The following is a 15,461-nucleotide window of genomic DNA, read 5'->3' on the forward strand; positions in this document are numbered from 1 at the left end:
CTCCGGGCGGCAAGACCCCGGACCGGGGCGCGCGTCGAGCGGAGACGCGTCCCGGACCGGACCCCAGGGTTCCGGCGGCGGTGCTGCGCACAGGCAGGGGACGGCCTGCACGCCGCCGCCGGAGCCCGATACTCCCCCCGGTTCCGACGGATTCGCCGGAGCGGGGCCCCGACCAGGCAACACACAGGAGAAGGCAATGGATGCGACGGGCGCGGCAGCGGCGGGCGTCAGGGCCCAGATCCGCACACGCGACGGCTGGGCGGTCCAGCACGCCGTACTGACCGTCACCGACATGACGGGCGCGCAGGTGCTGCGCGCTGCGGCGGACGAGCAGGGCACCATCCGCAGCGCGGAGCCGCTGCCCGCCGGCCCGTACACGGTGATCGTGACGGCCGTCGGCTACGCACCGGTGGCCTCCAGCGCGATCGTGACGGCGAGCGGCCGGATGGACGTGGGCGCCGTGGTGCTGGCCCGGCAGGGCGGGGCCGAGCTGCCGCCGCCCGGCGCGTGGACCATCGACCCGATGCACTCGACGGTGGCCGCGGTCGCCCAGCACCTGGGGATCTCCAGCGTGCACGGCCGGTTCACCGAGTTCAGCGGCCGGATCGAGATCGCCGAGGACCTGGAGAAGTCGCGGGTCGAGGCGGCCATCAAGGCCGCCACCATCGACACCGGCAACGGCATGCGGGACGGCCACCTGCGCTCCGAGGACTTCCTCAACGTCGAGGAGTACCCCGAGATCACCTTCCGCAGCTCGGGCCTGGCGCCGGCCGGTCCGGACCGCTGGACGGTGCACGGCGAGCTGGCGCTGCACGGCGTGGTCCGCCCGGTGGACCTCGACCTGAGCTACCTCGGCACCGGCCCGGACCCCTGGGGCGGGGTGCGGGCCGCGTTCCGCGCCACCGCGGAACTGCGCCGCGAGGACTTCAAGATGAACTACAACCAGGTCGTGGCGGCCGGCATCGCGGCGATCGGCACCACGCTGAAGGTGGAGTTGGACATCCAGGCGGTGCAGGGCGAGACCTTGCCGATGGCCTGAGGCCACGCGCGGAGCGTCACACGGGGTCCCCCAGGGGACCTCACTCGGGCCGGGTTCCCTCCGGGGAGCCCGGCCCGCGGTCGTCGCCCCGGTCCCGCAGCGCCTCGATGCCCGCGATCTGCAGATCGAGCGCGAAGGCGAAATCCCGGTCCCGCATCTCCTCCACGGTGGAGCCGCCGCGGGCCTCCATCACCTTGGTGGAGTTCTCCATGGTCTCGGCGAACTCCGGACGGTCCTGGACCGCGGCCATCACCTGATGGAAGTAGGTGTCGACGGACACCCCCGCCTCCGCACAGCGGGCGTTGAACAGGCCCTCGACGGTGGCGAAGCCGTAGACGAACTGGAACACGGCGGCCAGCGCACCGGAGATCTGATCCAGCGACAGCCCGCTCTCCTTCATCACCCGCAAACTGGCATTGGAGAAGGCGATCGAGTGCGGGCCGATGTTGATGTACGTGCCCACCAGCCGGGACGACCAGGGGTGAGCGATCATCAGGTTGCGGTACTCACCGGCCAGTTCCCGCAGGTGGTCCCGCCAGTCCCGGTCCGGGGCGCTCTCGTCCGGCAGCCGCATCTCGCCCATGACGCTGTCCAGGGCGAACTCCAGCAGGTCGTCCTTGGTGTTCACGTACCAGTAGACGGACATCGCGGTGACGCCGAGCTCGGCGGCGAGCCGGCGCATCGAGAACTTCGCCAGCCCCTCGGCGTCCAGCAGCCGGACCGTGGCCGTCACGATCTTGTCGAGGTCGAGCCCGGCCGGCTGCTCCGCCTTCCGTTTCACCGGGGGGCGTGCGCTCAGCCAGATGCTGCTCGGCCGCTTTCCGGCGCTGCTGTCCGTCGCTGCCATGGCGCCCCTCCCTGTTCCTGGGCGTCTTCGATGCCCGAGCCCGTACGGATGCCGGTACGGGCGTGTGCACCCGGTCCGGCGAACGGTGCGTGCGGGTGCGGACGCCCGCACCGTGCGAGGGGGTCCGCCCACACCGTGCGGGCGGTGTCCGCCGCCACGGTGCCAGCGGTTATCCGTCCGCACGGTGCAGGCAGTGCCCGTCCGCACGGTGCGAGCGGTGCCCGTCCTCACCGTGCGATACGTAGCGCCCGCACGCGCCGTTCACGATCACTTACCCCCGATGCTATTCCGCGGCGACGGCGGCCGGGTCCTGGCCGGTCAACGCCCCGGGCGCCGCCGGCTCCCGGCCGGCCCGCTCCGCCCGGTGCAGCAGGACGGCGGCGACCAGCCCGCCGAGCAGGACCGCGGCCGCGCCGACCAGCTGGCTGGTGCCGATGCCGGAGGCGAAGGCGTCCTGGACAGCGGCGCGTTCGGCATCCGTACGGGTCCGGCCGAGCGCCGCGGGCAGCGAACCGGCGCCGGCGGCGACCAACGGAAGCAGCGCCACGAAGCGGGAGTTGAGGACCGCGCCGAGGACCGCGACGCCCAGGCCCTGGCCGAACTCCATCAGGGTGCCGTTGACGCCGGCGCCCACCCCCGCCTTGGCCGGCGGGATGGCGGACATGATGGCGTTGGCCATCGTCGGCATGGCGAAGGCGACGCCGACACCCATCACGATCAGGCCGGTCAGCATGCCGCCGTAGCTGTGGCCGCCGAGCAGCGCTATGGCGGTGAGCCCGGCGGCGAGCAGCGACATCCCCGAGACGATCATTCCGGGGGTGCCGAGCCGGGGTGCCAGGCGGGCGCTCAGTCCGGTGAAGTTGATCAGGATGACCGTGACGGCGAGCGGCGCCATCCGCAGACCCGCGTCCAACGGGCCGTAACCGAGCACCAGTTGGAGGTGCTGGGTGAGCAGGAACATCGAGCCGCCCATCCCGAAGGCGACCAGGATGCCGCCGGAGACGGCCCCGATGAACCGGCGGTTGCGGAAGAAGTGCATGTCCAGCATGGGGTACGGGACATGCAGCTCCCACAGCGCGAAGGCGGCGAGGCCGACCAGGCCGATCGCGGCGGAGATCAGCACCCGGCCGGAGAGCCAGCCGGACTGCGGCCCGGAGATGATCGCGAAGACCACCCCGCCCATGCCGATCATGGACAGCAGGGCGCCCAGCAGGTCCGGACGTTCGCTGCCGCGGCTCTTGGACTCGGGGACCAGGGTGACGACGGCCGCCAGTGCACCCACCGCGACCGGCAGGTTGACCAGGAACAGCGAACCCCACCAGAAGTGGTCGAGCAGCGCTCCGCCGATCAGCGGCCCGGCGGCGAAGCCGAGGGAGTTGACGGAGCTCCAGATGCCGATGGCCTTCGGACGCTCCTGGTCGTCGAAGACCTGCATCACGACGGCCAGGGTGGTGGTCACCAGCAGCGCCCCGCCGACCCCCATACCGGCCCGGGCGGCGATCAGCTGCCCGGGGGACGCGGCGAGCGCCGCGCCGAGCGAGGCGACACCGAAGAGCAGCAGGCCGACGGCGAGCATCTTCTTGCGCCCGTAGCGGTCGGCGGAGTTGCCGGCGGTGAGCAGCAGACCCGACTGGACCAGCGAATAGGCGTTGATCATCCACTGGACGTCGGCGGTGGTCGCGCCCATCTCCTCGGTAAGGGAGGGGACGGCGACGTTGAGGACGGTGTTGTCGAGCACGACCGTGAGCTGCGCGAGGCAGATCACGGCCAGGATCAGCCAGCGGGCGGAGTGCCGGCCAGCGGGCTGGAGGGTGGTGGCGCCGGAGGCCACGGCGGTCATACGGGCTCCCTGTACGGTGCGAGCGGATGTTTTACACCGTACAGGGAGCCTTATACGTCGTACATTTCTTTTTCGGCCGGGTGGGTGGGATGGGGTGGGGTGGGGGTGTGCTGTGGGGGGACGCGCTGTGGGGGGATGCGCTGTGGGAGACGGGCCCTTCGCCGGGCGGCGAAGGGCCCGGTGGGTCAGCGCCGCTTCGTCAGGTCGTAGAGGGTGGCCTTGCCGACCGTGACCTTCTGGAAGTTCCGCTCCACCCAGGAGCTGATCTCCGACGAGTGCCCCATGCCGCCACCGGGGCCGGCGGTGCGGGCGGCACCAGCGGTACCGCCTTGGCCGCCGCGGCCTCCCTTGGCTGCCTTGCCTGCCTGGCTGCTCTTGCCGCCCTGGGTGCCGGGGCCGCCCGAGCCTCCGAAGGCGCCCCGTCCGCCGCCGATGAAGTAGTGGATCTTCCCTTCCGCGACGTACTTCTTGAACTGCGCCAGGGTCGGCGAGGGGTCGCTCCCGTTGAAGCCACCCATCGCCATCACCGGCTTCTCGGTGGCGAGTTGATAGCTCGCGGCGGTCTGGGAGCCGACGGCCGCGGCGGCCCAGGTGTAGTCCCCCGCGTCCTTCTCCAGCAGCGCCTTGGCCTTGGCACTCACCTTCGTACCGCCGAGCAGACCGCCCATGCCGCCCATCCGGCCGGCGCCGCGCTCGCCGAAGCCGCCCATGCCGCCCATCGCGCCGGGGAAGAACTGCGAGCGCCCGCCCTGGCCGGCGGCCCCGTTCCTGCCCTGCCCCTGGCCGGGGAACGGTGCACCCCCGGGCATGCCGCCGTGGCCGCCCCGCCCGCCCTGTACGGCCGGCCCGGCCGTGATGATCGAACCGCCCTTGGGCGTGTTCACTGTGTCGAGCGTGTACGCCACGGGCCCGGCCAGCGCCGTCACCAGCCCGACCCCGGCCGCCACCACGGCCAGCCGCCGACGTCGGGGGGTGGCATCGGCACGGTCGGTGGCTGCGGAGCCCGCAGTGGCGGGGGAGTGTGCCGTGGCGGGGGAGTGTGCCGTGACTGCGGCAGCGTCGGTGGGTGCGGCGGTGTCGGAGGGTGCGGAGTATCCCGTCCGGTCTTCCTGAGCCTGCCGGGTCTGCTGGATCTGGTGAAGCTGCTGGGTCTGCCGATCCTTCTTGCCGGCCCGGGACAGCAACAGCCCCAGCGCCGCCAGCAGACCGCACACCAGCACCGTCCAGCGCAGCCACGGCAGCCACTGCGGCGACCGGTCGAGCAGCACGAACGACCAGGCAGCGGTCACCGCGACGACCGCGGCCAGCACGCTCGTACCGAGCGCACCGCCCCGCCGCCACATCAGCGTCGCCCCCATCCCGACCAGCGCCGCGATGTAAGGGGCCAGCGCGATGTTGTAGTACTGGTGGAAGATCCCGGACATGAAGCTGAAGACCGTGAAGGTCATCAGCAGGGCCCCGCCCCAGACGAGAAACTCCGCCCGCTGAGCGGCCTGTTCGGCCGCCACCGCACGCCGCGCCCGCCACAGCACCCACACCGCCGCGGCCAGCAGGATCAGCGCCGCCGGCAGCAGCCAGGAGATCTGTCCGCCCATGTCGGACGAGAAGAGCCGGGTGATCCCGGTCTCCCCCCAGCGGCCCCCGCCGCCCGGACCGCCGCCCTGGCCGCCGACGCTGCCCGTCTCATTGCCGCTGATCCGGCCGAAGCCGTTGTAGCCGAAGGTCAGCTCCAGGAAGCTGTTGTGCTGCGAGCCGCCGATGTACGGGCGCGAGGACGCCGGCCACAGCTCGACGATCGCCACCCACCAGCCGCCGGACACCACCATCACCAGCCCGGCGAGCAGCAGTTGACCGGACCGCCGGCGCAGCGCCACCGGCGCACAGCAGGCGTAGACCACGGCGAGCACCGGCAGGATCAGCCACGCCTGGAGCGTCTTGGTGAGGAAGCCGAACCCGAAGCAGGCCCCGGCCAGCAGCAGCCACTTCGTACGGCCGTCCTCCAGGGCGCGCAGCACCGCGGCGACGGCGCACACCATCAGCAGGCACAGCAGCGCATCGGGGTTGTTGAAGCGGAACATCAGGGCCGCGACCGGCGTGACCGCCAGCGCCCCACCCGCCAGCAGCCCGGCGCCCGCCCCGAACCGCCGCCGTACCGCGGCGTACAGCACGCCCACCGTGGCCACGCCCATCAGTGCCTGGGGCACCAGGATCGACCAGGAGCTGAGGCCGAAGAGCCGGACGGACAGCCCCATCGGCCACAGCGCGGCCGGCGGCTTGTCGACGGTGATGGAGTTCGCCGCATCGGAGGAGCCGAAGAAGAACGCCTTCCAGCTCTCGCTGCCGGCCTGTGCGGCGGCCGCGTAGAACTGGTTGGCGTACCCGGATGCGGACAGGCTCCAGAGGTAGAGCGCGGCCGTGACCAGCAGCAACGCCAGTAGCGCGGGGCGCGCCCAGCGCGGATCCGGCTGCGGTGGCCGCACGGCGGCGCCGACCGATGCCGACGCCGTTCCCGACGCCGTCCCCGATGCCGTCTTCGACGCCGTCTCCGACGCGCCGTCCGACGGGCTCTGCGGGTCCCTCTCCTGCGCCCTCTCCCGTGGGGTGCGCAGGGGCGTACCCGACGGTGGCGTTCCGGGCGGTGACGGGTTCATCGGGGACTCCTGGGAAGTTCGTTCGGGTGGTTCTGTTGGTTCGGGTGGCTCTGTTGGTTCGAGGGATTCAAAGGGTTCAAGGGGTTCAAGGGGTTCAAGGGGTTCAAGGGGTTCGAGGGGTTGAGAGGAATCGGACCGTCCTGGCTGGTCCGGTCCTTCGAGTCGGTCCGTTCAGCCCGGTCGGTCGGTTCAGTCCGGTCGGCCCGGTCGGTCGGTTCAGCCCGGTCGGTCCGGTCGGGAAACACCCAGGCGCGGAAGAGCAGGAACCGCAGCACCGTCGCCGCCAGGTTGGCCGCGACCAGCACCGCCAGTTCGGTGCCGTGCGAAGGGTTGCCGCTGGCGGAGTCGAGGGCGGCGAGCGAGCCGCTGGTCAGCACCAGCCCGATGGCGAAGACCACCAGCCCCTGTGCCTGATGGCGGACCGCTCGGTCCCGCCCCCGTACGCCGAAGGTCAGCCGGCGGTTGGCTGCCGTATTGCCGAAGGCAGAGAGCAACAGCGCGGCGCCATTGGCCAGTTGGGGCCCCACACCGAGCCGGAAGAGGGAGTAGAGGCCGAGGTAGAGCAGGGTGCTGAGCGCGCCGACGACGCAGAAGCCCACCAGTTGGCGGGCCAGTCCGCCCGGCACCCCCGAGAGCTCACGGTCCCGCGGGTCGTCCCCGAAGGGCCGGGCGAGCCGGTCCAGCGGCAGCGTGCCGGTCGCCAGCGCCCGTCCCACCCGCCATACGCCCTTGAGGTCATCGGTTGCCGTGCGCACGATGTGGACGGTGCTGTCGGGGTCGTCCACCCAGTCCACCGGGACCTCGTGGATCCGCAGCCCGGCCCGCTCCGCGAGCACCAGCATCTCGGTGTCGAAGAACCACCCGGTGTCCTCGATCATCGGCAGCAGGCGCGCCGCGACATCACCGCGCAGGGCCTTGAAGCCGCACTGCGCATCGGAGAAGCGGGCGGCGAGCGAACCGCGCAGGATGAGGTTGTAGCTGCGCGAGATGAACTCCCGCTTGGTGCCGCGAACGACCCGCGCGCTGCGGCTGAGCCGGGAGCCGATCGCCAGGTCCGAATGGCCGGAGATCAGCGGCGCGACCAGCGGCAGCAGCGCGTTGAGGTCGGTGGACAGATCGACGTCCATATAGGCCAGCACCGGCGCCTCGGAGAGCGACCACACGGTGCGTAGCGCCCGCCCCCGCCCCTTCTGCTTCAGTCTTACGGCCGTGACCTCGTCGATCGCCTCGTCGAGCCGCGCGGCGACCTCCGGCGTCCGGTCGGTGCTCGCGTTGTCGGCGATGGTGATCCGGAACCCGTACGGGAAGGTCCGGGACAGGTGCTCGTGCAGCCGGCGGACGCAGGGCTCCAGATCGGTCTCTTCGTTGTAGACCGGGATGACCACATCAAGGACGACCGCTGTCTGACCGAGACCCAGGTGCTCGCGAGGCGGCAGGGAGCCCAGAGGCGTTCCGGGCGGCTGTGTCATCGTCATAGCGCTGACACTCGCCAACTGCGCTGTCATGACCGTGTGCTGGACCTGTGGCCGGGCTGTGAACCGACGGCCCGGTCGACGTGGCTGTGGTCGACACGGCTGTGGTCGACACGGCTGTGGTCGACACGGCTGTGGTCGACACGGCTGTGGTCGACACGGCTGTGGTCGACGTGGCCGCGGTCAGTGAACCTGCGGTCGTCATGGCCGCGGTCGGCCCGGCCCGGGTGCGGGCGTCGCGGGCACAGGCGTCGCGGGCCCGGGCGCAGGCGCGGTCGACGGAGCAGCCGGCACGGTCCCCGGCACCGGCTCGGCCGTCACAGGAGCAGCCGGCACGGGCGCACCGGTTACAGGCGCAGCCGCCACGGGCGCAGCCGTCGCGCATGCAGCCGTGCCGCTTCCCCGAAGGGCCATATGCGGTCGTGCCGCCGGCAGCGTCACCGTGAAGACCGTGCGCCCCGGGACGCTCGCGACCTCCACCGTTCCGCCGTGCGCGGCCACCACCGCGTGCACGATCGCCAGACCGAGCCCGGTGCTTCCGGCGGCCCGCGACCGCGAGGCGTCTCCGCGCGCGAAGCGCTCGAAGACGTGCGGGAGGAGGCCGGCCGGGATACCGGGGCCGTCGTCCTCCACCTCCAACTGGACGACGGACCCGAGGCCTGGCCCCCGACCGCCGTCTCCACGCACACGGGCCGTGACCGTCGTCCCCACCGGCGTATGCGTACGCGCATTGGCCAGCAGGTTCACCAGGATCTGGTGCAACCGCCCGCCGTCCCCGTGCACCAGTACCGGCTCTTCGGGCAGCTCCAGCCGCCACCGGTGGTCCGGCCCGGCCACCCGGGCGTCGCTCACCGCGTCCACCACCAACGGCGAGAGATCGGTGCTCTCGTACGAGAGCGGGCGTCCGGAATCGAGCCTGGCGAGCAACAACAGGTCCTCCACCAGCCCCGTCATCCGCTCCGCCTCCGACTCGATCCGCCCCAGGGCGTGCCGGGTCTCGGGGCCCGGCTGCTCCCGGCCGCGCCGGGTCAGCTCGGCGTAGCCCCGGATCGACGCCAGCGGCGTCCGCAGCTCATGGCTGGCATCGGCGACGAACCGCCGCACCCGCATCTCGCTCTCCTGGCGGGCCGAGAGCGCCGAGCCGACGTGGCCCAGCATCCGGTTCAGCGCCGCGCCCACCTGCCCCACCTCGGTACGTGCATCCGCCTCGGACGCGGGGACCCGTTCGTGCAGCGCCACCTCGCCCTGGTGGAGCGGGAGTTCGGAGACGCGGGTGGCGGTGGCGGCGACCCGGCGCAGCGGGCGCAGCGCTATCCCGACCATGCTGGAACCTGCGATTCCGGCCGCGATCAGCCCGGCCGCGGTCAGACACGCCTCGATGCCCACCAGCCGGCCGACCGTCTGCTCGACCTCGTCCAGCGGCAGCCCGATCACCAGCGCCCCCTCACCGGCGGACTGCACCCGGTAGTCGCCGAGCCCGGGGATCTCCGTGCTGTGCGGGTCTCCGTCCCGCGGTACCGCATCCAGTGCGGCGACCTGCGCCCCGTTCAGAGGGGCCAGCCGTTCCGAGGGCAGCCGATTGGTCGAGTTGCTCAGCTTCGCCCCGGCGTCGATCGTGCCGTCCGGCCCGGTCCGCGCCCCCACCGTGCCGATGGGCTGGCCGGGCAACGCCACGAAGTCGAGCGTCTCGTTCCGCAGCGGATCGTGCGGCCGCGGCGCCTGCGCCCGTCCGACGAATTCCGTCAGCCGGTTGTCCAACTGCTCCTGCAGATAGGAGCGCAGCGCGATCGTCGTCACCACCCCGATGACCGCGCCCATGACGGCGACCAGCGCCACCGCCGACACCACGAGCCGCGTCCGGAGCGTCCAGCGACGACGGGGGGCCGGGGCGGGGGTGGCGGGTCCGTGCGGGGCGGCACCACTAGGGGTACCCGCCTCCGGGGCAACGCCGGTGCGAGCGGGTATGTCCGGGGCAGCACCACCGGGGACACGCACCTCCGGGTCAGCGCCACGGGAGACAGGCCCACCCGAGGCAGCACCACCGCGGGCACGCACCTTCGCCTCAGCCCCACCGAAGGCAGGCACCTCCGAGGCAACGCCACCGGAGACAGGCGCTCCCGGGGTGGCGCCCGGTGCGTCCGGCTTCCCGTTCGTCACCGCCCGCTACCCGGCCGGCTTGATCAGGTAGCCCGCACCCCGGCGGGTGTGGATCATCGGCGTCCGCCCGGCGTCGATCTTCCGTCGCAGATACGAGATGTACAGCTCCACGACATTGGCCTGGCCGCCGAAGTCATAGCTCCAGACCCGGTCCAGGATCTGCGTCTTGCTCAGCACCCGCCGCGGATTGCGCATCAGGTAGCGCAACAGCTCGAACTCGGTGGCGGTGAGATGGATCTCCTGGCCGTCCCGCCACACCTCGTGGCTGTCCTCGTCCAGGACGAGATCGCCCACCGCCAGTCGCGATTCGCTCCGTGCGGCCGCCGCCCCGGCCCGTCGCAGCAGGCCCCGCAGCCTGGCCACCACCTCCTCCAGGCTGAACGGCTTGGTGACGTAGTCGTCGCCCCCTGCCGTCAGCCCGGCGATCCGGTCCTCGACGGCGTCCTTGGCCGTCAGGAACAGCACCGGCACGTCGGGGAGTTCGCTCCGCAGCCGGCCGAGCAGCGTCAGCCCGTCCATGTCCGGCAGCATGACGTCCAGCAGGACCGCATCCGGCCGCCAGTCACGGGCACGGCGCAGCGCCCCCGCGCCGTCCCCCTCCGCGCGGATGTCCCAGCCCTCGTACCGCAGCGCGAGCGACAACAGCTCGGCGAGCGAGGACTCGTCGTCCACGACCAGCACCCGCAGCGGACTGCCGTCGGCGCGCAGCAGCTCCGGCTGCTTTGCGGGCGTGCCCCTGGTGGACGCGGCCGTAGCCGACACACGGGAGGGCGCTGAGGACGACGAAGTCAGGGTCATGGCCCTGACCCTGGCCCGGGCCCGTGAGAGCTCTCTTTCGCCTTTCTGTGAATCTCCTGAGAATCCCCCGTGCCAGCGTGCAGGCTCCCTCCCCCAACTCACAGCGCCCGGCGTGCCATTCCCCTCCCGCCACGACGTCCACCGGGCCCTCCCCCTTCTTCCCCTCCCCCCTCCAGCCCCCTACAGGCCCTCTCTCGGCCCCGTCCAACTCCCCCGTCTGTTCCCCCGTCTTTTCCCCCGCCAGCTCCCCGATCGGGGCCGCGACCGGCCTGGGCCGCCCCCCGCGCGGTCCAGGCCGTTCACCGTGCTCCAAGCATGGCACCCACCACTGACAATCGCCCTGACCAGCGCCTTTCCCTCCTTGCCCTCGCCCCCTCACCAGAGCGCCCCACCAGAGCGCTCCCCCTCCACACCGCCGGGGCCCACCATCACCCCGCCGGGACGCCCCGCCGCCCCAACCGTCCGCACCGTCACCCGGCTCCCCACCACTCGGTGGTGCGCCCCACCCCGTACCGTCACCCCATGAGACTCCTCGCCCTCTCCGGCAGCCTGCGCGCCCGCTCCTCCAATGGGGCGGTCCTGCGTTCCGCACTCGGCCTCTGGGACGGGCCGTCCACCACCGCGGACATCGGTGCACTCCCGCACTTCAACCCCGACCTCGACGGCGAGGACGCCACCGCACCCGCCCCCGTGGCCGCCCTGCGCACCGCCGTCGCCGCCGCCGACGCGCTGCTCGTGGTCAGCCCCGAGTACGTCCACGGAGTCCCCGGGGTGCTCAAGAACGCGCTCGACTGGCTCGTCAGCAGCGGTGAATGCGTCCACAAGCCGGTCGCAGTGATCACCGCCTCCCCCTCTCCCACCGGCGGCGACCACGCCAACGCCCAGCTCCGCGAGACCCTGGGCATGATGACCGGTGAGGTCGTCACGGCGGCCTGCCGCGAGATCCCCGCCATCGGCCCGAAGGTCGACGCCACCACGCAACGCGTCACGGACGAGCCCACCCTCACCGACCTGGCCTCCGCCCTGTCTCACCTGGCGAAGGCCGTCACCCTGCCCGCCGCCGGAACCCCCTGACCAGCGACGTAGGCGGCGAGGAACACCTGCCCGGAACCGCACGGGTGGGTGCCGCCACTACCGGCGGGACCTTCCTCGTCGTGGCCGTCCTGGACGATTGGGACCACCTCACCTCGCTCACCCTCATCGGATCGAACCCGAGCGCCTTCCCCCTCACGAGGCCACCGCCACCCGCAGGTTCGGCACACACCGACGTTCAGACTCCGCGGACCCGCTGGTTCCCCCGCCCCGGGCCACCGGACCCCGCCGGTCCTCACGCCCCCGACCCCCTGGCCCCGTCCGTCCTCACACCCCCGACCCCCTGGCCCCGCCCGTCCTCACACCCCCAACCGCCGGACCCCGCCCGCCCCGCCCCGGCGCCCGGCTACAGCGACCCGTTCACCCCGAACAACCGCGCCGCGTTCCCGTAACAGACCCCCCGCAGCCACTCCTCCCCCATCTCCCACCGCGCCAGCGCCTGCAGCGCATGGGCGTACCCGTAGGGGATGTTGGGGAAGTCGCTGCCGAACAGCACCCGGTCCCCGAGATCCGCGAGCCGGCCCCGCTCGGCCCGCGGGAACGGCGCGGCCCGCTCGGCGAAGTCCGTGAAGGTCATCGTCGTATCGAGGAGCACACCGGGATGGCGCTGCGCCAGGTCCAGGAAGTCCGTGTACTCCGGCATGCCCATATGCGCGACGATCAGCCGCAGCCGGGGATGACGGGCCAGCACCCGGGCCATCGGCTCCGGCCCGGTGTGCTTCCCCGGCGCGGGCCCCGACCCGCAGTGGACGACCACCGGCACCCCGGCCTCCGCGAGCGCCCCCCACACCGGATCGAGCAACGCGTCCGTCGGGTCGTACGCCCCCACCTGCACATGCGCCTTGAAGACCCGTGCTCCGTCCGCGAGTTCGGCCCGTACGTACGCCTCGGCGCCGTCCTCCGGGAAGAAGGTCGCGGTCCGCAGACAGTCCGGCGTACGACGCGCGAAGTCGGCCGCCCAGCCGTTCAGCCACTGCGCCATCCCCGGCTTGTGGGGATAGACCATCGACGTGAACGCCCGGACGCCGAAGCCGCGCAGCACCGCCAGCCGCTCGTCCTCCTCGAAGCGGTACTCGATCGGCCACTCCCGGCCGACCAGCGGTCCGGCGGCGTCGAAGTACGCCCAGACCTTCGCCATCACCCGCTCGGGCATGAAGTGCGTATGCACATCGATCAGGCCCGGCAGCCCCAACTCCCGCCAGAACGCCGCGACCTGCTCATCGCCGTCCGCCACCCCGAGCCCTCCCCTACGCATCCGGCACCCACCGCGCGGGCGCCCCACCCGACCAACCACCTGCCCCATCTACCTGCACCCAGCATCTAAACGCCCCACCCCACCCCGAACAACCCCCGTCCCCCACTCACCTCGAACAACATCGCCCTCTCAGAACAGCCCCTCCTGCTCCCCGGCCCCCTCCCCCGGCCGCTCACCACCCCCGCTCCCGCTCCCTCTCCCGCCCCCACTCCCCCTGCCGCTTCCCGCCCCGTACGCCGCCTCCCGCACGGGAACCGTCGTCACCCGTCCCGCAGCCGCCCCCAGCACCCACCCCGACAACAACCGCGCGTCCATCACCGCAACCACCCCGCCCCCGGGACCACCACCCGGGGAACCGCCCCCATCGCAGCCACCACCAGCCTCAGCCGCCGCACCGACCCCAGCCCCCACATCCCCATCGACACCCCTGCCCCCATCGGCATCCCCGTCCCCCTCCCCGTCCCCCTCTGCCCCGACGCCGCCCCCGGCCTCGACCCCGGCCCCGGCCCCCTCCGCCACCAGCCGCAGGTAGACATCCGCCCCCACCCCGGCCAGCACCTCCCCCACGATTTCCGCCCCCGCCGTCATCCCACCCAGCTCCGCCACCGCACGCGGAATCCGGTCGAGCCCGAACAGCTCCGTGTGATCCACACCGGCGAACTCCAGCGGCTCCAACGTCTCCGGCCATCCAGCCAACTCCCGTGCAGCATGATGCAGTTGCCCCAGCTCCGCGAGCCGGTCCGACACCGGCGGCAGCGCCCCGCGCACCGCCCGCTTGGCCTCCTTGGCGAACCGGTCCGGCACTCCCAGCGCACTCCCCAGCACCGTCTCCGCCCGCCGCGCCGCCATCAGGGGCCCGCGCCCCAGCCAGGCGTACGCCACCGCGCCCTGCTCCACCAGGCGCGCCGGCCCCCGCTCGGCGGCCGTGATCCCCACCTTGAGCAGACCGGGCCCGAAGTACGCGAGGTAGACGGCGTACGGGCGCGGATCATCGGCCATGGTGTCCGCAGCCACCGAACGCGACCGGTCCAGCTGGGCACAGTCGTCACACTGGTCCCTGGCACCGGCTCCGTCCAGGACCGCCGCATACGGGCACACGATCCACCGCCCGGCCCGCCGCACCCCCAGGCAACGCCGCTCACCCCGCGCCGCGAACGCCAGCAGCTTGCCGGCCGGCAGCGCGCTGTTCCGCTCCTCCCCGCGCTCGGCGCAGTACCACCCCAACCGCTGCTCGAACCGCCCGCCGGCTCCCGCCGTCGTCCCAGCACCTGACCAGCGCGGTCCCGTACATCGCCACACAACGCCAGCGTACGACCACCCACCGACACCGCCACTTACACCCCCACCGCCCCACGCACCCCACCCAACCCCACACCGCAAACTTCCCCACACACCGCAAACTTCCCCCGCCCCCGCCCCCACCCTGCACGCCGACCTTGAACCTCACCCCACCCCTTGAAGGCCCGCCCCACCCCTTGAACGCCGCCCCACCCCTTGAACCTCACACCGCGTCAGGACGCATGGTGTCCCCATGACTCCTTCCGACACCTGGAAAGTCGGTCAGCTCGCCACTGCCAGCGGGCTGACCGTGCGCACCCTGCACTACTGGGACACCATCGGTCTGCTCAGCCCCTCCCGGCGCACCGCGGGCGGACACCGGGAGTACACCGAAGCGGACCTGGGCCGCCTGTACCAGGTGCTGGCCCTCCGCGACCTGGGACTGAGCCTGGAGACCATCGCCGTCTGCCTGGACACCGGCGTCGATCCGACGCGGCTGATCCAGCACCACCTGACCGGGGTCGAGGCGTCCCTCGCCGCCCTCGACACCTTGCGGCAACGGCTCCTGCGGCTGGCCAGCGAACTGGCGGCCGGTCGGGCCCCGACGGCCGGCCAGTTGCTCGACGCGCTCCAGGCGATCGGCGGCACCGGCCCGGACGGCGACGAGGCCTTGCGCCGGCACCTGGACCCTGACCAGCTGAACGTACTGGCGACCCGCACTGCGGCCATCGGCCCCGCGGCGCACTACCTGCTGGAGGTCGAATGGCCCGAGCTGTACCGCCGGGCCGACCGGCTCCGTACGGCCGGAACGCCGCCCACCGACCCCAAGGTCCGGAAGCTGGTGGCGCGCATGGACGAGCTGTCCACGCTGTTCACCGGCGGCGACGCCGCCCTTTCCGCCGGCGTACGGAAGGCCTGGCACGACGCCCCGGCCGCCATGTCAGGTGAGGCCACCGCCCCGGCCGACGACTGGCGCGACCTGGCCGACTACCTGGACCGCGCCCGCCAAAACACCACCCACCCCACCTGACC

General features: G+C 72.5%; 11 protein-coding genes. 3 read left to right on the forward strand and 8 right to left on the reverse strand.

Annotated elements, in window-relative coordinates:
• Positions 1–196 precede the first annotated feature (196 nt).
• A complete protein-coding gene (locus tag AB0G84_RS14560) occupies positions 197–1,039 on the forward strand; it encodes a YceI family protein (RefSeq protein ID WP_361319783.1) in 843 nt (280 codons plus the stop codon).
• A gap of 40 nt (positions 1,040–1,079) precedes the next feature.
• Here AB0G84_RS14560 and AB0G84_RS14565 read toward each other — a convergent pair whose 3' ends face one another.
• The 6 genes from AB0G84_RS14565 to AB0G84_RS14590 form a co-directional block, all read right to left on the reverse strand.
• Positions 1,080–1,886: a TetR/AcrR family transcriptional regulator gene (locus tag AB0G84_RS14565; protein ID WP_361319786.1), complete on the reverse strand. Its 807-nt coding sequence runs from the start codon at positions 1,884–1,886 to the stop codon at positions 1,080–1,082.
• A gap of 283 nt (positions 1,887–2,169) precedes the next feature.
• Positions 2,170–3,726: an MFS transporter gene (locus AB0G84_RS14570; protein ID WP_361319789.1), complete on the reverse strand. Its 1,557-nt coding sequence runs from the start codon at positions 3,724–3,726 to the stop codon at positions 2,170–2,172.
• A 185-nt stretch (positions 3,727–3,911) separates the two neighbouring features.
• Positions 3,912–6,377, reverse strand: a complete 2,466-nt coding sequence (locus tag AB0G84_RS14575; RefSeq protein WP_361319792.1) for a glycosyltransferase family 39 protein — start codon at positions 6,375–6,377, stop codon at positions 3,912–3,914.
• Entirely contained in the window at positions 6,374–7,852 is a 1,479-nt protein-coding gene (locus AB0G84_RS14580) for a bifunctional glycosyltransferase family 2/GtrA family protein (RefSeq protein ID WP_361319795.1), read from the reverse strand. The genes AB0G84_RS14575 and AB0G84_RS14580 overlap by 4 nt, the downstream gene beginning before the upstream one ends.
• A 198-nt stretch (positions 7,853–8,050) precedes the next feature.
• Positions 8,051–9,667, reverse strand: a complete 1,617-nt coding sequence (locus tag AB0G84_RS14585) for a HAMP domain-containing sensor histidine kinase (RefSeq protein WP_361319968.1) — start codon at positions 9,665–9,667, stop codon at positions 8,051–8,053.
• Between the two features lie 345 nt (positions 9,668–10,012).
• Complete coding sequence (locus AB0G84_RS14590) at positions 10,013–10,714, reverse strand: response regulator transcription factor (protein WP_361319971.1); 702 nt, start codon at positions 10,712–10,714, stop codon at positions 10,013–10,015.
• 612 nt (positions 10,715–11,326) lie between these two features.
• Between AB0G84_RS14590 and AB0G84_RS14595 the strand changes: the two genes are divergently transcribed.
• Positions 11,327–11,878, forward strand: coding sequence for an NADPH-dependent FMN reductase (locus AB0G84_RS14595; RefSeq protein ID WP_361319798.1), 552 nt, complete (start codon positions 11,327–11,329; stop codon positions 11,876–11,878).
• A 364-nt stretch (positions 11,879–12,242) separates the two neighbouring features.
• On the opposite strand, the gene AB0G84_RS14600 is transcribed toward AB0G84_RS14595, so the two are convergent.
• Positions 12,243–13,130, reverse strand: a complete 888-nt coding sequence (locus tag AB0G84_RS14600) for an amidohydrolase family protein (RefSeq protein ID WP_361319801.1) — start codon at positions 13,128–13,130, stop codon at positions 12,243–12,245.
• Between the two features lie 150 nt (positions 13,131–13,280).
• Complete coding sequence (locus AB0G84_RS14605) at positions 13,281–14,450, reverse strand: DUF2797 domain-containing protein (protein ID WP_361319803.1); 1,170 nt, start codon at positions 14,448–14,450, stop codon at positions 13,281–13,283.
• A 232-nt stretch (positions 14,451–14,682) separates the two neighbouring features.
• Here AB0G84_RS14605 and AB0G84_RS14610 point away from each other — a divergent pair, with 232 nt between their 5' ends.
• Positions 14,683–15,459 (forward strand): MerR family transcriptional regulator, encoded by a 777-nt coding sequence (locus AB0G84_RS14610; RefSeq protein WP_361319806.1) that lies wholly within the window; start codon positions 14,683–14,685, stop codon positions 15,457–15,459.
• Positions 15,460–15,461: the final 2 nt, after the last annotated feature.

This window comes from Streptomyces sp. NPDC020742, from assembly GCF_040641675.1.
GTDB lineage: Bacteria > Actinomycetota > Actinomycetes > Streptomycetales > Streptomycetaceae > Streptomyces.

Bases quoted from the DNA above. Each gene is read 5' to 3' on its own strand.
- AB0G84_RS14570 (WP_361319789.1), bottom strand. From the start codon at position 3,726: ATGACCGCCGTGGCCTCCGGCGCCACCACCCTCCAGCCCGCTGGCCGG.
- AB0G84_RS14560 (WP_361319783.1), top strand. From the start codon at position 197: ATGGATGCGACGGGCGCGGCAGCGGCGGGCGTCAGGGCCCAGATCCGC.
- AB0G84_RS14565 (WP_361319786.1), bottom strand. From the start codon at position 1,886: ATGGCAGCGACGGACAGCAGCGCCGGAAAGCGGCCGAGCAGCATCTGG.
- AB0G84_RS14595 (WP_361319798.1), top strand. From the start codon at position 11,327: ATGAGACTCCTCGCCCTCTCCGGCAGCCTGCGCGCCCGCTCCTCCAAT.
- AB0G84_RS14575 (WP_361319792.1), bottom strand. From the start codon at position 6,377: ATGAACCCGTCACCGCCCGGAACGCCACCGTCGGGTACGCCCCTGCGC.
- AB0G84_RS14610 (WP_361319806.1), top strand. From the start codon at position 14,683: ATGACTCCTTCCGACACCTGGAAAGTCGGTCAGCTCGCCACTGCCAGC.
- AB0G84_RS14580 (WP_361319795.1), bottom strand. From the start codon at position 7,852: ATGACGATGACACAGCCGCCCGGAACGCCTCTGGGCTCCCTGCCGCCT.
- AB0G84_RS14585 (WP_361319968.1), bottom strand. From the start codon at position 9,667: ATGGGCGCGGTCATCGGGGTGGTGACGACGATCGCGCTGCGCTCCTAT.